Source organism: Pseudomonas hydrolytica (assembly GCF_021495345.1).
GTDB lineage: Bacteria > Pseudomonadota > Gammaproteobacteria > Pseudomonadales > Pseudomonadaceae > Aquipseudomonas > Aquipseudomonas hydrolytica.
On the sequence record NZ_CP099397.1, the window covers coordinates 2,400,738 to 2,420,777 of the forward strand.

18 protein-coding genes are annotated in these 20,040 nt (G+C 64.8%); all 18 read right to left on the bottom strand.

Features of this window, described 5'->3' with window-relative positions; translation table 11 throughout:
- Positions 1–30: 30 nt before the first annotated feature.
- The 18 genes from L1F06_RS11100 to tssA all read right to left on the bottom strand — a co-directional run bounded on the left by L1F06_RS11100 (position 31) and on the right by tssA (position 19,691).
- Positions 31–1,269, bottom strand: a complete 1,239-nt coding sequence (locus L1F06_RS11100; RefSeq protein ID WP_129482640.1) for a TIGR02270 family protein — start codon at positions 1,267–1,269, stop codon at positions 31–33.
- Positions 1,270–1,278: 9 nt separating this feature from the next.
- A complete protein-coding gene (locus L1F06_RS11105; RefSeq protein WP_129482641.1) occupies positions 1,279–2,199 on the bottom strand; it encodes a beta propeller repeat protein in 921 nt (306 codons plus the stop codon).
- A gap of 10 nt (positions 2,200–2,209) precedes the next feature.
- The gene (locus L1F06_RS11110; RefSeq protein ID WP_129482642.1) at positions 2,210–3,301 is read right to left on the bottom strand and encodes a PAAR-like domain-containing protein; all 1,092 of its coding nucleotides are present in this window, start codon (positions 3,299–3,301) and stop codon (positions 2,210–2,212) included.
- A complete protein-coding gene (locus L1F06_RS11115) occupies positions 3,301–4,341 on the bottom strand; it encodes a 3-oxoacyl-ACP synthase (RefSeq protein ID WP_085986045.1) in 1,041 nt (346 codons plus the stop codon). The genes L1F06_RS11110 and L1F06_RS11115 overlap by 1 nt, the downstream gene beginning before the upstream one ends.
- A complete protein-coding gene (locus L1F06_RS11120) occupies positions 4,338–5,450 on the bottom strand; it encodes a DUF2169 family type VI secretion system accessory protein (RefSeq protein ID WP_129482643.1) in 1,113 nt (370 codons plus the stop codon). The genes L1F06_RS11115 and L1F06_RS11120 overlap by 4 nt, the downstream gene beginning before the upstream one ends.
- 14 nt (positions 5,451–5,464) lie before the next feature.
- Complete coding sequence (locus tag L1F06_RS11125) at positions 5,465–5,899, bottom strand: DUF6484 domain-containing protein (RefSeq protein WP_129482644.1); 435 nt, start codon at positions 5,897–5,899, stop codon at positions 5,465–5,467.
- Between the two features lie 10 nt (positions 5,900–5,909).
- A complete protein-coding gene (locus tag L1F06_RS11130) occupies positions 5,910–8,135 on the bottom strand; it encodes a type VI secretion system Vgr family protein (RefSeq protein ID WP_003244989.1) in 2,226 nt (741 codons plus the stop codon).
- Between the two features lie 30 nt (positions 8,136–8,165).
- On the bottom strand, positions 8,166–10,868 hold the full coding sequence (tssH, locus tag L1F06_RS11135; protein ID WP_129482645.1) for a type VI secretion system ATPase TssH: 2,703 nt from the start codon (positions 10,866–10,868) through the stop codon (positions 8,166–8,168).
- Positions 10,861–11,898: a type VI secretion system baseplate subunit TssG gene (gene tssG / locus L1F06_RS11140; protein ID WP_177491131.1), complete on the bottom strand. Its 1,038-nt coding sequence runs from the start codon at positions 11,896–11,898 to the stop codon at positions 10,861–10,863. The genes tssH and tssG overlap by 8 nt, the downstream gene beginning before the upstream one ends.
- Entirely contained in the window at positions 11,862–13,721 is a 1,860-nt protein-coding gene (tssF, locus tag L1F06_RS11145) for a type VI secretion system baseplate subunit TssF (protein WP_129482646.1), read from the bottom strand. The genes tssG and tssF overlap by 37 nt, the downstream gene beginning before the upstream one ends.
- Positions 13,718–14,230, bottom strand: a complete 513-nt coding sequence (gene tssE, locus L1F06_RS11150) for a type VI secretion system baseplate subunit TssE (protein ID WP_003244997.1) — start codon at positions 14,228–14,230, stop codon at positions 13,718–13,720. Before tssE ends, tssF begins: the two co-directional genes overlap by 4 nt.
- A 2-nt stretch (positions 14,231–14,232) precedes the next feature.
- Positions 14,233–15,018, bottom strand: coding sequence for a type VI secretion system accessory protein TagJ (locus tag L1F06_RS11155; RefSeq protein WP_129482647.1), 786 nt, complete (start codon positions 15,016–15,018; stop codon positions 14,233–14,235).
- A 46-nt stretch (positions 15,019–15,064) separates the two neighbouring features.
- Complete coding sequence (locus L1F06_RS11160) at positions 15,065–15,511, bottom strand: hypothetical protein (RefSeq protein ID WP_096826502.1); 447 nt, start codon at positions 15,509–15,511, stop codon at positions 15,065–15,067.
- Entirely contained in the window at positions 15,508–15,939 is a 432-nt protein-coding gene (locus tag L1F06_RS11165; protein ID WP_003245003.1) for a type VI secretion system amidase effector protein Tae4, read from the bottom strand. Before L1F06_RS11165 ends, L1F06_RS11160 begins: the two co-directional genes overlap by 4 nt.
- Positions 15,940–16,012: 73 nt before the next feature.
- Entirely contained in the window at positions 16,013–16,501 is a 489-nt protein-coding gene (locus tag L1F06_RS11170) for an Hcp family type VI secretion system effector (RefSeq protein ID WP_003245004.1), read from the bottom strand.
- A gap of 76 nt (positions 16,502–16,577) precedes the next feature.
- A complete protein-coding gene (tssC, locus tag L1F06_RS11175) occupies positions 16,578–18,074 on the bottom strand; it encodes a type VI secretion system contractile sheath large subunit (protein WP_012018664.1) in 1,497 nt (498 codons plus the stop codon).
- 15 nt (positions 18,075–18,089) lie between these two features.
- Positions 18,090–18,605 carry a type VI secretion system contractile sheath small subunit gene (gene tssB, locus L1F06_RS11180; RefSeq protein ID WP_129482648.1) on the bottom strand — a complete coding sequence of 172 codons (516 nt, stop codon included), beginning with the start codon at positions 18,603–18,605 and terminating at the stop codon, positions 18,090–18,092.
- A gap of 63 nt (positions 18,606–18,668) precedes the next feature.
- The gene (gene tssA, locus L1F06_RS11185) at positions 18,669–19,691 is read right to left on the bottom strand and encodes a type VI secretion system protein TssA (RefSeq protein WP_129482649.1); all 1,023 of its coding nucleotides are present in this window, start codon (positions 19,689–19,691) and stop codon (positions 18,669–18,671) included.
- Positions 19,692–20,040: the final 349 nt, after the last annotated feature.

Here is a 20,040-nt window from a genome sequence, read left to right on the forward strand (position 1 = left end):
CCGTCGGCAGCGTCCGGGTGGCGGAGTAGCTCAAGCGTTCAGCAGAACGCGCTGTCGCCAGGCCGGAGCCGCGACGGGAAACAGCACTTCGGTTGGGTGAAAGCGTGCCAGACCCAAGGCGGCCACCTGGCGCTGGCGTTGCTGGGCCTTAACCAGCGCCTGGCGGTAGCCCTGTTCGCTGATCGGCTGACCGAGGAAATAGCCCTTGCCGTTCTGGTAGACGTCTTTCTCCCGTTGCCACCAGGCCTCGATCAGATCCGGGTCAGGCCAGGGCAGGTTTTCATCCTCGTCCAGCGCGACGTTGGCATCGGCCGGATCGTCATTGGGACCGGCGTCGTAATCCGGCGTATCGCGCAGCTCCAGATCGAGCAGGGCCAGGTCGGCACCGCTGATAAGGCTGAAGGCCTCGCCGGCAACCCGCGCGTTGGGTATGTCGCGCATCTGCTGAATCAGCCAGGGAATGCTCACCGGATCGCCCAAAAGGCCGACGGCCTGGATGACCAAGCGACGTTGCTGTGGCTGCTGCATCGCCTGACGAATCCAGGCGATGCTGGTATCTCTTGACTGCCAGGCCAGCAGCACGGGCAGGGCGCGGTGCTGGAACGCGACCGCCTGTTCGGCGAACTGGCGCAGCAGCGGCAGGGCCTCCTCATCGCCCATCTGCGCCGTGGCCCAGTTGGCCCAGAAACGTGCGCCTTGGTCGGGATGCAGGCGATGGGCGCGGATGGTCGGCAGCAGATCACGCCGACGCAGTTCGCCCGCCGTACGCGCCGATTGGGCGATGACGTCCGCATCGGCATGCGCCAGCCCCGCAATCAACGCCGCCCCCGGATCACGCCGATGCATGCCGCAGGCGGCCAGGCCGATGCAGCGAAACAGCGCTTCCGGCGAGCCCAGCAGCTTCTGAACCCAGGGTTCGACTCGCGACCATTCCAACCAACCCAGCGCCGCGGACATGTAACGTGCACCGTCGGGGTGGGCGCGCAGATGTTCGGCCAACCGGGTCATGGCGGAAGTATCGGCGGTTTCGAAAGCCAGCACCGTGGCTGCGAATATCTCGCCCTGGGCGTTGGGATTGAGCTGCTCGAGCAGAGTCTCGATAGCGACCGGGCCCGCGATACGCAGGCCGTCCAGATGGGCTTCGATACGGTTGTCGAGGGTGCTCAGATGGTTGAGGTCGTAGTGTGGCTGGCGGACGGCGATGCTGCGCAGCAGGCCGAGGAAGGAGGCTTCTTCGGTGTGTTGGGTTAGGACGTCTGTGATTAGCATAAAGCGGACTCAGGCGAGCTCATGCCAGGTGCTCCCGTCAGCGCTCCAGCACTGGTGCTTGCGTCCCGTCGACAGGAGAATGCCGTCGTCGGCATCTAGTTGACCGCAGGTGACTGGCTCTCCGAGGCGCATGTCCACCTGCTGTGGCATATGATTCGCGTCGAGTCGATATAACGCATTGCTGGTGGCGAAGAAGATCTCTTCGTTGAAGTATTGAATATCCCATATTTGGGCATCTAGGCCAGTCTCGACTACCTCCCAGGCGCTTTGTGAGCCGATCATCAGGAAGCCGTTCTTGCCCGCCACTACTACCTGGCGGTCGGGAAGCATATGAACCGCGTTGAGGATCACGTTGGTTGGGCTGTCTAGCTGTTCCCAGCGTCCCGCATGACAGCGCCACACCTCCCCAGCGAAGCCAACGGCATATAGTTCTGCCTCGTCGATTCCATGGATCGCGTTGAAACCGACGACATGCATCAATCTGCGGTCTTGCAGTGTCCCTGCGTCCTTTCGCTCCCAAGCGCCCGCTAGGTTGCGCCGGTAGACCTGCCGCCCCATGCCCACTGCATAGACGCCTTCGCCAATGGTCCGTAGGTCGCGCAGTACACCATAGACATCGGGTCCATCACCGGCGGGCCATATCGGAGACTCGCTATCGCCGGTAGTGGTGCCGTAGCCCATGTGACCATCCGGCCCCATATAGATCAGTTCTACGCCTCCCCCACGCGGAACCTTTTGGATAGCCATGCGAGTGCAATACCAAGGCACGTTGAATGCCGAAGGCTGCGCAGCCGAGAAGACCCACTTAATCAGAGTAGCGTTCGCTGCTCCCTTCTCCGTCAGCTGGTCGATCTGAGCTACTGCACGAGCCGTAGTGCAGTTCTGCACCAGTCCGTGCAAATAGCTGAAATGCTTTTTCTCGAATGCCACTTTGTACTCCTTACAGTGAGCCGCCGGCCGCCGACATTCCGCTTATCGCCGAGATTTCCGCTTGCAGCGCCGTACTTTGCTTGGCATCCAGTGTGCCCACCGAGCGAGTACCTGCCTGTGGATCAGTTCTCAGCGGAGTGTTTTCGGCTACCCCACAGCGTTCCTTGTGATAACTGTCCAGTTGTGCCGCCGTGCATTTATCGTTGCACTGTTCGTTTACCGCCTTGTTTGCTTTGACTCCGGCGTTGCGCGCATCTGCGTAAGTCCAACCGCCGGATTGCTCGTGGTGCTTGGCCTCTATTGCCTGCTGGAAGGCATGGTACTGGCCATGTTCACCGGAATGCCGGGGCCCTTCGGCACATACGCAGGGCGATTCTGTGTCCTTGTAGGCCTGCTTGCCCTGAGGTGCGGTGAAAAACATGCTTTCGCCCTCACCACGCTTACCCACCTCGTAGAAACAATGCGCCTCGATCAAATGGTGCGGCTGCTCTCCGGGGCAACAACCGATCCCGCTTTTCCTCTTTCCTTGGTTGTAGGAAACCAATAGGCATTTCCTGGCCTTTTTGCACTCTTTATCGGCGCATTTCTCTGCCTTGCTCTCTTTGCCTGCGCAGGCCGTCTTCTCTTTCTCAACGTCCTCCTCGCAATCTTTGTGAAGGGCCATGGTTTGCTTATCGGAATAGATCCAGGGAGGCGTATTACCAGGAAATGACGCATGGTTATGCGTCGTCATATCCAAGTTCCGAACGACATTCTCCCCCTCGAACTTCACATCCATCGACCATGAGGTGAAATACACCTTGCCCTTGATCTTGCTGGTAATCACACCCTTCTTCGGCGCGCAGCCGGCTTCGTCGCCATAGCTGGTCTTGAAGTAGCTCTTGTTCTTGAGCATCACTTCCTTGCCAGTGATCTTCACCGTGCGGGTGCCGTTGGTGGTGTCCTTGGCCATGCCGGTATTGGGGTAGGGGATGGGCACGCCGGGCGGGGTGGCGGGCGTCTGCGGTGGAGTGAAGCAGACGTCGGGGAAGCAGGCGATGGACTTGCCGTCGGCCGACTTGCACGACACTTCCATGTTGTTGGCGTAGACCTCGTTGGCCATCAGGCGGCCCTCACCGGTTGGTAGCTGAGCAGGGCGGCGGCGCGTTGGCCGGCGTCGTTGCCAAGGTGACAGAGGATGTTCGGGCCATCGCCGTAGGCCTTGCGGCTGGCGGCCAGGGTCACGGCGAGCATGGCCGGACCGATGGCGGCGCCGACTTCGCCGATGCAGTCGGCCGGGTGCCAGATATGGAAGAACTCCTTGCGCACGCGCAAGGTGCGACTGAGCGCCAGCGAAGCCTCCTTGAAGTAGTACTGCTCGCCGGACAGGTCGGTGACGCGATAGTCCATCTGCTCCAGGCCGCAGCCCACTTCGGCCAGAGCGGCGCGGATGGCCTGGGTCAGGCCTTCGGCGCGCAGGGGGATGTCTTCGCTTTCCACGGTGGCCGGCTCCATGCCGAAGCCAAGGCCGAGGCAGGCCAGTTGCGGTTCCTCGCTGGCGACCGGAGCGCCGATCACCACGGCAGCGGCGCCTTCACCGGGAATGAAGCCGTTGGAATTCTGGCTGGTCAGCAGGCGCTCGCGCTCCTCGAAGGCGGCCAGGGTCGGTGCGCTGAGAAAGGAGTCGACACCGGCGATCAGCACGTGGCGATGGCCGCCCTGGTAGATCAGCTTGCGTGCATTGAGTAGTGCCACGGCGCCGCTCACGCGGCCGCGGGCGATGACGTTGGAGCTGGGATGAAAGGCCAGGCCCAGCTCCCGTTCGATATCGTGCAGCAGTTCGATGTCCAAACCGTCGAGGCGTCCGGGGCGCTCCTGTTCGGCCACGCCGAGCAGCAGCGGGGTTTGCGCCGGGTCGACCCCAGGCGTGCTCTGCAGGGCTTCGGCGATGGCGCGGGCGGCCATCTGGATCAGCTTGGTGCGGCCGCGCCAGGGTTGTTCCAGCGGCACGCTGGCGGCGATCAGCCATTCGCCGCCACGGTCGATGAAGCGGGTTTCCTGGAAGTTGTCGATGGCGCAGCGAATGGCCGCGCAACTGGCCGGGGCGCTGAGGCCGACCGCGCTGACCATGCCGGAGCCGAGAATGCACAGGGCGTTCATCAGTCGGCCTCCGTCGCCTGGTGTCTGGACTTGACCAGGCTGCCGAGACCGGCGTGGTAATCCTTGCCCAGCTCGCGGGCACGCCACCAGGCGCGCGACATGCTGCCCACCAGCACCTGGGCGATTTCAAACATGTTGCGTTTGAGCGGGCGGCTGATGCGCCAGGTCAGCTGCACCTGGCGCGCCTCGGTGTCGATCAGCAGGGTATCGATCACCGCATGCACCGTCTCATGGCCGCCCTTGTTGAGAAAGAAGGTTACCGGCACGGACATCTGCGGAATGCGAAAGCCCGCGCGTTCCTGCGCCGTGAGGTTGAGCAGCAGCACCTCCTCACCGCCCTTGAGGTGCTCGGTCTGCTGGTCGGCCGGCGCGGCCTGGAAGTAGCGATTGTCGAAGTCGGCCGGTAGGAAGGGAAAACAGTCCGCCAGCCAGGCCTCGTCGTAGGTGCCGGCGAAGGCAGCGCGCTGCGGCCAGTGCCGGCCAAGCGGGCCGAGCGCCATGGGGCGAAAGTCGCCATGCGGGCTGTCGATGGGTTTGCCCAGCTCCTCGGTGCTGGGCATCGGCATGCCGAGCATGTCGGCGCTGTCCGTGCCGCGTGGATACCAGCCGATACCCGCCGGGTTGTCCTGGTAGGCGTGCTGCTGCTCGGGGCTGCCCTTGACGGGATGGGCGCCGCCAAAGGCCTGGGCGTAGGAGATCGTCTGTTCGAGAAAAGGCTGCGGCAGCCCGGGGGCGACGCCGAGCAGCCCCGGCTGCCACTGCCTGGGGCCGAGTACCGAGAAGGCCTTGCCGACGCGGCCGACGCGAATGCCGGCGGTGATCTGCGTTGCCGGCCTGCCGCCCGGTGCGTGGGCCTTGCCCTGCACCAGCACGTCGCAGAAGGGTTTGCTCGGGGCGAAGTCCATTTCCTGCAGCGGTGCGCTGAGGCCCGGCTCGCCATGAAAGGTGTCGGCCATCAGCAGCGGCTGCTGGGTATCGAGCAGGCGCGCCTCGCGGCCGTCCAGTGGCAGGTCGAAGGTACCCTTGGCGATCACCACCAGCGATTCGCGGCCGTCGGGCGCCAGGCCCTGGGTAAAGGCCGCCATCAGTCGGGTCGCGTTGAGCAGTTCCATATGCCTTGCGCCTTCTAGTTGATCTGCACCGAGCCGCCCTTGATGCGGTTGACCCCGCTGGAGCGGCTGGAGAGGTAGGCGCCCTGGATGATCACCTTGCCGGCGCGGGTCAGGGTGATGCTGGCCTTGCCGCAGCGCAGCACGATTTCCTGCTCGGCGCGCAGCTCCAGGCGCTCATCATCGAGCTTCACCTGCGCTGCTGGCGCCGCGCCGAGCAGCCGGCCGATCACCAGCGGGCGCATCGGGTCGCCGTTCTCGAACATCAGCGCGACCTGGGCGCCGATGTCCGCACCGGTCAGTGCCGCCATGCTGCGGGCGACAAGGCCCTGTGCGTCGGCGCAACCGGGAAAGCTCACCCGCGGCGAGCCGTCGTCGGGCAGGGCGAGCAGGGTGCCGATCATCACGCCGTCGAGGCGCGCCTGGCTGGGCAGGAAGTATTGAACCGTCATAACTGGGCTCCTAGTTCTGCAGAATCTTCTGCCCCTTGACCACCACGTTCTTGCTCGCCTTGACGTTGATCGCCCCGGAGCCGTCGATGGTGATGTTCTTGCCGCGAATGGTGATGGTGCCATCCTTCTTCATGGTGATACTGGCCGAGCCGGTGGTCAGGGTGATGGAGTCGCCCGCGTTCAGGGAGAAGTTCTTGCCCACGCTCAGGCTGTCGTCCTTGCCGATGCTGCTGTCGCGACTCTGACCGACGCTGCGCGACTCGTTCTTGCCGATGCTGGTGCTCTGGTTGCTGCCGATGCTGATGTCTTCGTTCTTGCCAACCTTCTCGGTACGGTTGCTGCCGATGGTGATGCTCTCGTCGCTGCCGACATCCTCGGTGCGGTTGTTGCCGATGCTGATCTTCTCGTTGCTGCCGACCTTCTCGGTACGGTTGGCGCCGATGGTGATGCTCTCGTCGCTGCCGACATCCTCGGTGCGGTTGTTGCCGATGCTGATCTTCTCGTTGCTGCCGACCTTTTCGGTGCGATCGACGCCGATGGTGATGGTCTCGTTGTTGCCGACCTTCTCGGTGCGGTCCACGCCGATGGTGATGGTTTCGTTGTTGTCCACCGTCTCGGTACGGTCGTGTTTGACGTGCACCGTTTCGTCGTTGTCGATGGTCTTGGTGCGGTCGTGGCCGACCCAGTGGGTCTCGTCGTTCTCGACCTCGATGTCCTGGTTCTTTTCCGCATGGATGAACAGCTGCTCCTCGCCTTTCTTGTCCTCCATGCGGATTTCGTTGAAGTTGGCCGGTGTGCCTTCCTTGCTCGAACGGCTCTTCACGCCGCTCTGGGTGGCATTGGCGGGCAGGTCGTAGGGCACCGTCTGCTCGGCGTTGTAGACGCGACCGGTGATGATCGGCCGATCCGGATCGCCTTCGAGGAAGCTGACGATCACCTCCTGGCCGATGCGCGGAATCTGGATCGCGCCCCAGTTCTTGCCGGCCCAGGCCTGCGACACGCGCATCCAGCAGGAGCTGTTCTCGTCGGACTGGTCGTGGCGGTCCCAGTAGAAGTGCACCTTGACCCGGCCGTACTGGTCGGTCCAGATCTCCTCGCCGCTGGGGCCGACCACCATGGCGGTCTGCGGCCCGCGCACGATGGGCATGGGGGTCAGCGGCAGGGGGCGAAAGGCCTGGCTGGCGTCCATGCAGTCCAGCTCGCTGGTGAACTGCTCGAGGTTGTCGCCGAAGCCGGTCTCATAGGCCTCCTGGCGGATGCGGTAGCGCGCACCGACCACCAGGTACTCGCGGTTCTGGTCGGCGCGCTCGTAACCGCTGAGCTTGAACAGATGGCCCGAGCCCAGGCCACGGGCACGGCCGCGCAGCTGTACTCGCTCGAACTGCGTATGGATGGCCTCGATGCGGGTGCGCGCATAGTGCTCGCCGTCCTTGCTCTGCACGTACTCGCCGGGATAGTCGAACAGCGGGTATTCGGCGTTGCCATGGCTGCGCGAGACGCTGGAACGCACGTCGAGGCTGGCGCTGGGGCGCTGAAAGTCGTAATCGGTCAGTGCCAGCGATCCGGGCTGCACCTCGCGCGCCAACTGCCAATCGTAGAAGTGGTCGCGCTCACGCATCTGCAGTTCAGGCGGGTAGAACGGCACGCTGGCGTAGCCGTCCACCGTCGAATGGGCGCCGTAGGCGTCGGCCAGCACCAACACGTGGCGCGCCTTCTCGTGGCGGAAGTAGTAGTAGATGCCTTCCTGCTCCATCAGCCGGCTGACGAAGTCGAAGCTGGTTTCCCGGTACTGCACGCAGTACTCCCACTCCCGGTAGCTGCGGCTGAGGCTGTCTTCGAAATCGGAAAAACCCAGGTCGCGGAACACCTGCTTGATGATGTCCGGCACCGTCTTGTTCTGAAAGATACGGCAGTCGGAGGTCCGGCTCAGCAGCCACAGCCATGGCCGCAGGGTGACCTGATAGCCGGCGAACTGGCCGATGCCCACGGTCTGTCGGCAGGCGCAGACGATGCCGTGGAAGTAACGATCGCCGCCATCGGGCAGCTCCAGCGACAGCCCCATGGGCTTGCCCAGCAGCTGGTCGAACTTCACCGAGCCATCTTCCGAGGTCAGCTCCAGGTGGTACTGGAACGGGCGGCCCAGTTCCTCGCTGCCATCCATGCCCTGCAACAGCAGGACGTTGGGCCCCAGTGGTCCGTTGACCTGAACCGCTCTTGTGCTTTGCGTGATGGCCATGACGGCTTCCTCTGGCTATCGCGGTTGGGGTTAGGCGCCGAAGTCGTAGTGCAGGGCGTTGTCGCGTTGGCTGATGCGCACGCCGGCGAGCGGTTTGCCCTCGAGCATGCGGGTAAGGAACTCACGACTCATGTCCGGCAACAGGCTGTTGGTCAGAATGGCGTCGATCATCCTGCCGCCGCTCTCGATCTCGGTGCAGCGCGAGACGATCAGGTCGATCACGCTGTCGTCGTACTCGAATGGCACCTTGTGCCCGGCTTCCACGCGCTTCTTGATGCGGTCGAGCTGCAGCCGGGTGATGGCCTTGAGCATGGTGTCGGAGAGCGGGTAGTAGGGGATGGTCACCAGGCGGCCGAGCAGCGCCGGCGGGAATACCTTGAGCAGCGGTTCGCGCAAGGCCTTGGCGATGGAGTCCGGATCGGGCATCAGCTCCGGGTCGCTGCACAGACTGGCGATCATGTCGGTGCCGGCGTTGGTGGTGAGCAGAATCAGGGTGTTCTTGAAGTCGATCAGGCGGCCCTCGCCATCTTCCATCACGCCCTTGTCGAAGACCTGGAAGAAGATCTCGTGCACGTCCGGATGCGCCTTCTCCACCTCATCCAGCAGCACCACGCTGTAGGGCTTGCGCCTGACGGCCTCGGTCAGCACGCCGCCTTCGCCGTAGCCGACGTAGCCGGGCGGGGCGCCCTTGAGGGTGGAGACGGTGTGCGCCTCCTGGAATTCGCTCATGTTGATGGTGATGACGTTCTGCTCGCCGCCGTACATGGCCTCGGCCAGGGCCAGCGCGGTCTCGGTCTTGCCCACGCCGGAGGTGCCGGCGAGGAGGAACACGCCGATCGGTTTGCTCGGGTTGTCCAGCCCGGCGCGTGAGGTCTGGATGCGCTTGGCGATCATCGCCAGGGCGTGGTCCTGACCGATGATGCGTTTTTTCAGGTGCTCGTCGAGACGCAGCACGGTATCGATCTCGTTGCGCGCCATGCGCCCGACCGGAATGCCGGTCCAGTCGGCCACCACCGAGGCCACGGCCTGATAATCGACCGTGGGCAGGATCAGCGGATTTTCCCCTTGCAGAGCGTTCAGACTGTTCTGCAGTTCGCTGAGACGGGCGCGCAGGGTGTCCAGCTCCTCCTGGCTCAGGGCAGGGGTGTCGGCGCCACCTTCGCGGCTGGTGCCGTCCACCGGCTCGGCGGCGGCGCGCAGGCTGGCGCGGGTGGCCAGCAGCTCGTCGACCAGGGTCTTTTCCTCGGCCCAGCGCGCTTCCAGCTCGCCCAGGCGGGTGCGCTCCTCATCCAGAGCGGCCTGCGTGTCGTCCTGGCGACTGCCGATGGCAATGCCGATGGCCTGCTCGCGGGCGATGATGGCCAGCTCGGTCTCCAGTGCCTCGATACGCCGGCGGCTGTCGTCCACCTCGGCCGGCACCGCATGCAGGCTGATGGCGACGCGGGCGCAGGCGGTGTCGAGCAGGCTCACCGACTTATCCGGCAACTGGCGCGCCGGGATGTAGCGGTGCGACAGCTTGACCGCGGCCTCCAGCGCCTCGTCGAGGATCTGCACCTTGTGGTGCTGCTCCATGATCGAGGCCACGCCGCGCATCATCAGGATCGCCTTGTGCTCGGACGGCTCGTCCACCTGCACCACCTGAAAGCGCCGGGTCAGCGCCGGGTCCTTCTCGATGTGCTTCTTGTACTCGGCCCAGGTGGTGGCGGCCACGGTGCGCAGGGTGCCGCGTGCCAGCGCCGGCTTGAGCAGGTTGGCGGCGTCGCCGGTGCCGGCCGCGCCACCGGCGCCCACCAGGGTATGCGCCTCGTCGATGAACAGGATGATCGGCTTGGGCGAGCTCTGCACGTCCTCGATCACCTGGCGCAGGCGCTGCTCGAATTCGCCTTTCATGCTCGCGCCGGCCTGCAGCAGGCCGACGTCGAGCGCGCGCAGTTCGACGTCCTTGAGGCTCGGCGGCACGTCGCCGGCGACGATGCGCAGGGCGAAGCCCTCGACCACCGCGGTCTTGCCGACGCCGGCCTCGCCAGTGAGGATCGGGTTGTTCTGCCGGCGGCGCATGAGGATGTCCACCAACTGACGAATCTCCTCGTCGCGCCCGACGATGGGGTCGAGCTTGCCGCTGCGCGCCTGTTCGGTCAGGTCGACGGTGAAGCGCTTGAGCGCCTCCTGCTTGCCCATGGCACTGGGGGCCATGGCGCCGCTGGCTTCGCCCGGCGCCCCGGCGGCGTTGAAGCCGTCGCTGGCGCCGAGGCCGTTCTCCGGCGAGTTGCCGACGTATTCGTCGAAGCGCTCGATCAGGCTTTCCACCTTGATCTTGTCGAACTCGCGGGAAATGGCCGACAGCGCATGGCGCAGGCTCGGCGTCTTGAGGATGCCGACGATCAGGTAGGCGGTGCGCACCTGGCTTTCGCCGAACATCAGGCTGCCGTAGACCCAGCCACGTTCGACCGCCTCCTCGACGTGGGACGACAGGTCGGTGATCGAGGTGGAACCGCGCGGCAGGCGATCCAGCGCCTCGGTGATGTCCTTGGCCAGTCGCGCCGGGTCGATGTTGAACTGGCGCACCAGCTGGTGCAGGTCGGAATCCTGCAGCTGGAGAATCTGATGCAGCCAGTGCACCAGCTCGACATAGGGATTGCCGCGCAGCTTGCAGAATACCGTGGCGGCTTCGATGGCCTTGTAGGCCAGGCTGTTCAACTTGCCGAACAATGCGGCGCGGCTGATCTCACTCATGTTCGCAGCTCCTTGATTCGGTGGGTTGCCGGCTGGCGTAGTCGCGCACCAGCAGCAGGTCGTCGGGGTCCTGTAGCGGTGTGCCGAGCCAGGTGTTGAAACCGAGCTGGGTGCGGCCGTCGAGATCGATGCGCGGCGTCTCCTGGCAATGCAGCACCAGGTTCACCTCCCAATCCAGTTCGTCGCCCTGATGTTCGGCGACCCAGGCCGCCAGCTCGGCGAAGTTCTCCTGCCCCGGCAGCAGGCGCTGGTATTGCTCGAGGCTCAGCGGGCCGAGGCGGATACGGAACTTGTGTTGGCGATCCCACACGTGGGTGCCCAGGCACAGGTCGCTGCCCAGCGTGCAGGCGGCCGCGCCGACCTGGCTGTAATGCGGCAGCTGCAGCCATTGGCCGACGTATTCCTCGATGCTCACCGGCACCTCGAAATAGTGTTCGAGAATGGCGCGCAGGCCGTCCGGGTAGCGGGTCTGCGCGGCCAGGTGGCCGCTGTAGTGCAGGCTCGCCGAGTCGGCCAGCGGGCCCTGGCCGAGCAGGCTGGTCATGCCGCGACCGGACAGCGCCGCCAGGCGCATCGACCAGTAGTCGTCATCCGGCCGGTCATGGCTGACGGTCGGGCGGGATTCGGCCCAGGCGCGGTAGAACAGGGTGAGCAGGCGATGATGAAAGACGTCGAGGAAGCGCTTGAAGGTAGGGTCGCCGGCGTTGCGCTGGCGCTCGCGGGCGTATTCGGTCAGATGCAGGGGCAGCGGGCCGTTGGGGCCGGTCAGACCGAAGAAGAACTGTTCGATGCGCGGCACCTGGCCCGGTTGCACGCTGGCCAGGGTCGAGGGGGCAAAACCGCACTCGGGTTGCTGGCCGAGGCGCAGCGGATCGTCGGCCAGGCGCACCGAATGGCCGAGGCGCGGCCGGTCGGCCGCCTCGCACTCGATACGCCGCAGTGCCTGGAAGAAATCGTAGCTCCAGGGTGCATCGACCATCGCAGCGGCGCTGCCTAGAGGTTCGGGCGGCGACCCGGCTGTGCCTGCCATCGCATGATCTCTCCACGTTCGGTGGTGCGCAGCACCGTTTCGGTAAAGCTGTTGATCGACACATAGCGCGCGAGAAAGCGCTCGAACACCGCGCCAAGCAGGTACACGCCGGTACCGCGGAAGGCGTTCTCGTCGAACTCCAGGTTGATCTCCAGGCCGCGACCGAAGACGATCGGCCCCGGCATCGGCAGACGCCGCGTGCAGGGGGCGCTGCGCACTTCGCGCAGACCCTCGATCTGCAGCTGCAACGCCGAATCGGACGGATCGCCGTACAGGCGCAGCAACTCGCGCAGGGCCGCGGCGCCCTGGCCGCGTTCGCTGAGCGACAGGTAGTTGAGCGACAGCTGGCTGATCAGGCGCCAGGCGCTGGCATCGTGGGCGCGGCTGGCACGCGGGCGGCTGGGTCCGGCCAGGCAGCGCACGGCCTGCACCGGGGCGCTGTCCTCCAGGGTGAAATCGCTCTTGCCGGTGCCCACCGGCATCAGCAGCGGCAGGTCGCGATTGGTGCACAGGGCGCCAATGCCCAGCTGGCGCAGGTCATGTCTATACGGCGCCTGGTTGACGTCCACCAGCGAAACGAAGGTTTCGCTGCCCACGTAGGTGGAACGCGGCCCGCGCCGCCGGGCCTGGCTGGACAATCGGCGTGCCTCGCGGCGCACCACGTAATAGGCCTGCTCGCGGCCATAGCGGGCCGGGTCGCGGATGGCATAGAACGGCTGGAAGGGTTGCTCGGGTCCGCTGCCGTGGCCGCTGACCTGGGTCAGCGAGTGCACCTCGAAGTCCAGCGGGCGGGTGCGGTCGGCGATGACCTGATATTCATGCACGCGGTCGCTCAAGTGGATGCGGTCGGCGCGACGGGGAAACAGGTTGATCGCCGGGGTGCAGAAGGGCACGAACTGCGCGGCCGATACCGAGCCTTCCAGGCTGGTATCGAGGCGGTTGAACAGTACCACCAGTTCCAGCTCCTGGGTCGCGCAACGAGCCACCCCGCGCAGCAGACCGCTGAACTCGACGAACAGGAAGCGGTTGGGCAGGGCGAAGTACTCCTGCAGCAGGCGGTAGCCCTGGAAGGCGCGCGGCACAACGGGCAGCACCGCATCCTTGTCGTCGAAGCCGCGCGCCTGGATGCAGCTCAGCGGCAGGCGCTCGGCCCATTCGCCGTCGACGCTCTTGATGAACAGGGCGCAGGCATTGCCCAGCAGTTGCTCATACAGGCGAAACGGCTGCTCGTCCGCCCCGGCGAGAAACAGTGACAGGCTGTCCAGCGCCAGGGCCTTGAAGGGCATGCCGGCGCCACATTTGAGACGAATGCGCAGACCGGCCTTGGCCCTGGGTTCTGCCGCGGCCAGGCGGCCCAGGGCGGTGGCCGGGTTGCCGAAGTACTCGGCGCGGCTGACTTCCAGCGGCCACAGCGTCACGTCATGGCTGGTGCGGTATTCGCAGGCGGTCTGTTCCTCGTGCCCCAGCTGGCCTCGCAGCGCTGCGCCGCGCTCGATCCGGAAGCCACTGGCCAGCGAGCCTTCGTCCGGGTCGGCGCACAGCTGCACCACGGTCATCGACGGTGTCGGCGCCAGGTAGTGGGGGTAGGCGATTTCCAGCAGGTTATGGGTGAAGGTGGGGTATTCGGCGTCCAGTTTCAGATGGACACGGGCGGTGAGGTAGGCGAAACCCTCCAGCAGTCTTTCGACATAGGGGTCGGCGCAATCGATGCCGGACAGCGTCAGGCGACTGGCGATCTTGGGGAACTCGGCGGCGAACTCCGCCGCGCTTTCGCGGATGTGCTGCAGCTCCTGGTTGTAATAGTCGAGCAGGCGCGGGTTCATGAGCGCCTCCTGCCATCGACCGGGGCGACCTTGATGTGCCCGGTTTCCAGGTCGAGATCGGTGGACAGCAGCAGGCGCAGCGGCACCGGCTCGGCCCACAGGTCAGCCTCGATCTCGAAGCTCAGGGCGTTGTGGTTCATCTCGTCGCTCTGCAGTTGCGCACGCACCCGCAGCGAGCCCTTGAGCAGACGCGGCTCATAGGTCTCGATGATTTCCGTCAGCACGCTCTCGACCAGCTGCACGTCGATGCTCGAAGCGGTGTGGCCGGACAGCGGTGGCAGACCGAAATTGATCACCGAGCTGCCGGCCGGCATCTGCGCGGCGCTCTCGCTGTCGAGCAGGGCCGTGGTATTGAGCAGCCAGGCCAGGTCGCGCAGCACCGAAGCCTTGAGCTGGTTCTGGTTCATCACCCGGCGTTCGGCGCTTTCCTTCGGGTTGTGGGGATCGTCGTCGGTGAGACGATCGAGCAGCGAAGGTTGCAAGCGCTCCTGCAGGGTCAGCTCGGCCATCGTCAGGCTGCTCCTGCGCCGAGGGTGAGGCTGCGCAGCTCGAACAACGCGGTATCGCCCAGGTCGGTGGCGAACAGCCGCTGGCCGATGGGCAGGCCGTTGTCGAGCCAGTCCAGCTTGCGTGCCAGGCGCGCCGCGTCATCGCCGAGTTGGACCGTGTCGGGATAACGGCTGGGAATCAGCGCCACGGTGCTGCCGCCGTTGCGCAGGGTCAGCTCGGCGGGCATCCACACCAGGTCGCGCAGATCGCTGGGCGCCTCGCACGTCAGGCTGGCGATGTTCTCCATCGGCAGCCAGACGTAGCGGCCATTGACGATCAGCTCCAGCACCGGGCCGAGTCGCGGGTCGGCATCGGCGCACCAGGCGAAGGCTTCGCCATTGAGTTCCCCAGGTACCGCCGGTGCGGCTTCGAAGGCCTGATCGCGCAGCGCCTGTGCTGCCTCGGCATGGCCCCGCGCATCCACTTGCAGCGCCTGGATCAGGGGCGCCAGCCAGGGCGCGGGTTCGCCCAGCAGCACCGGTGTCAGACGTCCGGCGAATACTTCGGCACGTAGCGCCTCGCATTCCAGCGCCGAGCGGTAGGTCTGCACCATGGCCAGGGTGGAGGCGTCCAGCTCGCCTGCCACCTTCAACTGGTTCTGCGCGCGGCTCCATTGCCCGAGCACCGCCAGCAGCTGGAACAGGAACACGCGCAACGACGCATTGGACGGCTGCGCCCGCACCTGATCCTGCAGCGCGTTGAGCGCCTCATCGAGCTTGCCGGCACGTAGCAGTTCATCGGCGTTCATCACTGCATCCTTCATTCATGCACCGCGCGGGTGCGGGTAGGTCTTGTCAGGAACCCTGAGCCGCGGCCTCGAACAGGCCGATGAAGACTTTCTCGTCCCACTGAAAGGGCGGGCAGGCGGCAACCCGGCTGACCACCGTGGAAGCCTCCAGCCCCTGTTCGGTCGTCCTGATCGCCTGCAAGGTGGTGTCACAGTCGCGGCTGGGCGGCTCATCCGGCTCGCTGCTTTCCACCAGCAGCACCTGGGTGCTGCCCACCTGCTGCGTGCGCAACCTGCCCTGCGGGTCGCGGTGGAACTGGCAGGGCCACTTGAGCAGCAGGTCTAGTTCGCCGTCTTCGCCGATCAGTCGGCACTGCCCGGCGTGGTCCTGCAGCTGCAGCCTCTGCTCGCTGAACAGGGCCTGGGTGGCGCTGTCGGCAGCCGACTGGGCGCAGGCAGCCAGGCTCAGGCACATCAGGCCGGCAAGGCTTGCCGAAAGTGGCGTCGCTTTCATGTCAGCTCCCAGAACCAGACCTGGGCGGCGTGGTTGGCCGGGTCGTCGTAGGTCTTGGTACGGCCGCGGTTCCACAGGTCGATGTGATCGCCCGTGGCCGTGGTTTCGCCGCTGCGGGTGAAGCAGTCCTTGAAGAAGATGATGCCGGTCTTCTCGTTGACCTGACGCTTGGCCAGCGCCCCGTCGGTGAAGACGGTCGGCCGGCCGAGATGATGACGCCACAGCCAGTTGGCGAGGGACTCCGCCCCGCGCGCATGGCCGTGACTGCAACGCGGCTCGGAATAGGTCTGGCGATCCACGCGGATGCTCCGCTCCGCGTTGAGGGTGATGCTCAGGCGGATCGCACATTGATTTTCCCATCCCCCGTCGCAGGGATGACTCTCCGTGGGATAGCTGCTCCACAAGTTGATGAAAGCAGGGCGGGCCATTGTCGAAACTCCTTTCGCGCATGACCGGGTTTGAAATTACCCACCCCGAGTTCCTGCTCGGGGTGGGCTGCGTTCATACCTTGACGTTCTCGCGGATGTTCCAGCCGTACTTGACCGGGCCTCCATCCTTGGCACCATCGGCTTTCTGCGGCTGGTAGTCGACCAGCACCTGGGCGAAGTTGAGCGAGACGTTCTCGGTCAGGCGATCCTCGCCGCCGCTGCCGCCGGTGCTGACGGAGGACACCAGGACTTCCTTGAGGGTGATGATCAGGTACTCCACCGGTGATTCGCCACCGGCCTTGCGCACCGTCAGCTTGGCTTCCGGGAAGTGCTTGCCGTTGGAACACGCCATCATCAGGTTGGGTGAGGACTTGTCGATCCACTTGGTGATCGAGATGTCCTGAATGCTGACCTTGCCGGCACCGCCACCACCGCCCTGGTGCATGTTGCCGCTCTGCGACATGCCCCAGCTCCATGCCAGTACGTCGATTTCCTTTCCGTGGGTCTTGTCGGCGGATTCGCCTTCGAGATCGCCGATCTTGATGAACATATCAACAGCCATCATGCCTCCTTGGTGGCTAGCGCCACACTATGCAGAACGATGCCCTCCCAGGCGGCGGGCACCCGTGTTGGATGAATCAAGCGCCCTTGGCCGAGGGCAGTTTCGACACCAGGCGCAACGACACGGTGAGCCCTTCCAGCTGGTAATGCGGCCGCAGGAAGAACTTCGAGCTGTAGTACCCGGGGTTGCCTTCGATTTCCTCGACCACGACCTCGGCCGCCGCCAGCGGGTGTTGCGCCTTGGTGGTCTCGGTGGAGTGGGCGGGATCGCCATCGACGTAGTTGAGGATCCAGTCCTGCAGCCAGCGCTGCATGTCGTCCTTCTCCTTGAACGAGCCGATCTTGTCGCGAACGATGCATTTCAGGTAATGCGCGAAGCGGCAGGTGGCGAACAGGTAGGGCAGGCGCGCGGCGAGGTTGGCGTTGGCGGTCGCGTCGGGATCGTCGTACTCGGCCGGCTTCTGCAACGACTGCGCACCGATGAACGCGGCCAGGTCGGTGTTCTTCTTGTGCAGCAGGGGCATGAAGCCATTCTTCGCCAGCTCGGCCTCGCGGCGGTCGGAAATGGCGATCTCGGTGGGGCACTTCATGTCCACGCCACCGTCGTCGGTGGGGAAGGTGTGGGCGGGCAGGTTGGTCACCTCGCCGCCGGACTCCACGCCGCGGATGCGCGAGCACCAGCCGTAGAGCTTGAACGAGCGGTTGATGTTCACCGCCATGGCGTAGGCCGAGTTGGCCCAGGTGTACTTGCTGCTGTCGGCGCCGCTGGTGTCCTCCTCGAAGGCAAAGGCATCGACCGGATCGGTCTTGGCCCCGTAAGGCAGGCGGGCGAGGAAGCGCGGCATGGTCAGGCCGATGTAGCGGGCATCCTCGGACTCGCGCAGCGAGCGCCAGGCGGCGTATTCGGGGGTGGTGAAGATCTTGGTCAGGTCACGCGGGTTGGACAGCTCCTGCCAGGAGCCCATGCCCATGACCGTGGGCGATGCCGCCGAAATGAACGGCGCGTGCATGGCCGCGCAGACCTTGGACAGTTCGGTGAGCAGTTCCACGTCCGGCGGCGACTGGTCGAAGTAGTAATCGCCGACCAGACAGCCGTAGGGTTCGCCGCCGAACTGGCCGTATTCCTCTTCGTACATCTTCTTGAAGATCGGGCTCTGGTCCCAGGCGGTGCCCTTGAACTTCTTCAGGGTCTTGTGCAGCTCGCCCTTGGAGATGCTCATCACGCGGATCTTCAGCTGCTCGTCGGTCTCGGTGTTGTTGACCAGGTAGCTCAGCCCGCGCCAGGCGCTCTCCAGTTGCTGGAAGTCCTGATGGTGCATGATCAGGTTGATCTGCTCGGTGAGCTTGGCGTCGATGGCCGCGATGATCGACTCGATGGACTTGATCGCATCGTTGGAGATCAGGTCGGTCTTTGCCAGCGCATGTTCGGCCAGGGTGCGCACTGCGGTTTCCACCGCCTCGCGGGCGCGCTCGGTCTTGGGTTTGAATTCCTGCAGGAGGAGGGCGGCGAAGTCGCCGCCTTCTGCGGTAGCAGTCCCGGCCTGGGCCTGCTGTTCGGTCATCGTCTCGGCCATGGTCTGCGTCCTCTATCAGCTCTGCGGCTCGGAATCGGTCGGTTTCGGTGCACTGGCCAGCGCCTGCAGCAGGGCCGGATCCTTGATCGCCTTCATGATCATTTCCTCGGCACCGGTCTTGCCGTCCATGTAGGTCAGGAGGTTGGCCAGCTGGGTGCGGGCTTCGAGCAGTTGATTGAGGGCATCGACCTTGCGCGCCACGGCGGCGGGGCTGAAGTCGTCCATGCTCTCGAAGGTGATGTCGAGGCTGAGGTTGCCTTCACCGCTGAGGGTGTTGGGCACGTTGAAGGCGACGCGCGGTTTCATCGCCTTGAGCCGGGAGTCGAAGTTGTCCACGTCGATCTCCAGGAACTTGCGGTCAGCTACCGCCGGCAGCGGCTCGGCGGGCTTGCCCGCGAGATCGGCCATCACCCCCATGACGAAGGGCAGCTGGACCTTCTTCTCCGCGCCGTAGAGCTCCACGTCGTACTCGATCTGCACCCGTGGAGCACGGTTGCGAGCGATGAATTTCTGGCTGCTGGGGTTGGCCATCTTGTTCCTCCTGCGCTGCGGTTGCGGCTGTAGTGCTGTGAATGGGAAAAGTGCTCAGCAGAGCTATTCGCCCTCCGGTCCCCGGAAGCGTTCGAACTGGGAAAAGCCGTCCGGGATCAGGTTGCGCACGATGGTGGCGAAGTCGGCGTTGACCAGGGTCTTGGCACGGTTGAGCAGCACCGGAACCGGGCTGGAGGGCTCGTGCCTGGCGTAATAGGCGAGGATGCGGTCGAGCGCCTTGAGCACATCGTCGCGATGGTTGATCTCGCCGCTCGGGCGCGGCGCCGAGGCACTGACGGCTGCGACTTCGCCTGGCTCGGCGGGCGCAGGCTGCTCGGAGCTGGCCTGCTCGCCGCCTGCGGCGGGCGCATGCTCGTTGACGATGTGCACGGCGTGGCGCAACAGCTGCTTGATCGCGCCGAGTTCGGCTCCGCGATCGGAGCCCACGCGCTCGTTGACTTCGCGCTCGATGCCCTGCAGCGCCGCCTGGGCGGCCGTGATCGCGGCGCGACAGGCCTCGACCTGTTCCGCGTCGCTGTCGCGAAAGGCGCCGCCGACCTGCTCGAGGCTCATGCTCTCGCTGGTGAAGCGCTGCAGCCCGCTGGCATTGAGCGCTGCACGCAGGGTGACGGTGCCGAAGGCGCGTGAACGGATCAGCGGCATGTCCCACAGCAGACGCACCACCGGTTCGGCGCTGATGCCGGCCAGGGCGTTGATGCGGAAGGTGGGGTCGTTGTCGTCGTCGGCGTCCAGCACGGGGTGAAGGCTGTCCCAGAACTGCTGCAGCAACGCCTGGATCAATTGCAGCGCCTGGGCCAGGCCGGCGACGCCGTCCAGCACGATGCTGCTCTGCAGGTAGTAATTGGCGATGCGCAGGTCCTTGCTGCGTGCGAACAGTGCTGCGCTCTGCTCACGGACCTGGCGCCAGTCCGGCGGCTCGGCAGGCAATACCGAGTCGCCCATCTGACGTTCGGGTTGGCCTTGTGCGGTGCGCTCCAGTTCGAGAAAAGCGGCGTCGTATTCGAGGTCATCCCCGCTCGGCGAGTCGGGTGAGATGGCAGTCAAAAGCTGTTGTACGTCCACCACAATGGGTGATCTCCATATCAGACCTGCCGCAGCAGGTAATGCCTTCAGACCGAACGCTGGACTACATCCGCATCCTGCGAATTACGTTCGATACGGCGAGGTGAAACCGACTTCGCCAGCGGTTGGTTAGAGCAAGTCTTGGCAGTGTTTTGTTGTTGTCAAGAAATTGGCCATTTGTCACGACGAAGTGTCGGGCGAAAGAAGATAGGCGACCTGAAAAATTTTATTTAGCTTCTTTTGCTATATATGTAATCGCAAAAAAGCACATTCAAAGTGTTACTTGTGAACAACACTCTTCGACTTTGCCAGACCTATACTCAGGTCTCTCGTTGGGTAAACGCGAAGTTCA

Coding starts and splice junctions, on each gene's coding strand:
- tssB (WP_129482648.1), bottom strand. CDS start 18,605: ATGGCCAACCCCAGCAGCCAGAAATTCATCGCTCGCAACCGTGCTCCA.
- tssC (WP_012018664.1), bottom strand. CDS start 18,074: ATGGCCGAGACGATGACCGAACAGCAGGCCCAGGCCGGGACTGCTACC.
- tssH (WP_129482645.1), bottom strand. CDS start 10,868: ATGAGTGAGATCAGCCGCGCCGCATTGTTCGGCAAGTTGAACAGCCTG.
- tssF (WP_129482646.1), bottom strand. CDS start 13,721: ATGAACCCGCGCCTGCTCGACTATTACAACCAGGAGCTGCAGCACATC.
- L1F06_RS11130 (WP_003244989.1), bottom strand. CDS start 8,135: ATGGCCATCACGCAAAGCACAAGAGCGGTTCAGGTCAACGGACCACTG.
- L1F06_RS11165 (WP_003245003.1), bottom strand. CDS start 15,939: ATGGCCCGCCCTGCTTTCATCAACTTGTGGAGCAGCTATCCCACGGAG.
- L1F06_RS11110 (WP_129482642.1), bottom strand. CDS start 3,301: ATGGCCAACGAGGTCTACGCCAACAACATGGAAGTGTCGTGCAAGTCG.
- L1F06_RS11100 (WP_129482640.1), bottom strand. CDS start 1,269: ATGCTAATCACAGACGTCCTAACCCAACACACCGAAGAAGCCTCCTTC.
- L1F06_RS11170 (WP_003245004.1), bottom strand. CDS start 16,501: ATGGCTGTTGATATGTTCATCAAGATCGGCGATCTCGAAGGCGAATCC.
- L1F06_RS11125 (WP_129482644.1), bottom strand. CDS start 5,899: ATGACGGTTCAATACTTCCTGCCCAGCCAGGCGCGCCTCGACGGCGTG.
- tssE (WP_003244997.1), bottom strand. CDS start 14,230: ATGGCCGAGCTGACCCTGCAGGAGCGCTTGCAACCTTCGCTGCTCGAT.
- tssG (WP_177491131.1), bottom strand. CDS start 11,898: ATGGCAGGCACAGCCGGGTCGCCGCCCGAACCTCTAGGCAGCGCCGCT.
- L1F06_RS11155 (WP_129482647.1), bottom strand. CDS start 15,018: ATGAACGCCGATGAACTGCTACGTGCCGGCAAGCTCGATGAGGCGCTC.
- L1F06_RS11120 (WP_129482643.1), bottom strand. CDS start 5,450: ATGGAACTGCTCAACGCGACCCGACTGATGGCGGCCTTTACCCAGGGC.
- L1F06_RS11160 (WP_096826502.1), bottom strand. CDS start 15,511: ATGAAAGCGACGCCACTTTCGGCAAGCCTTGCCGGCCTGATGTGCCTG.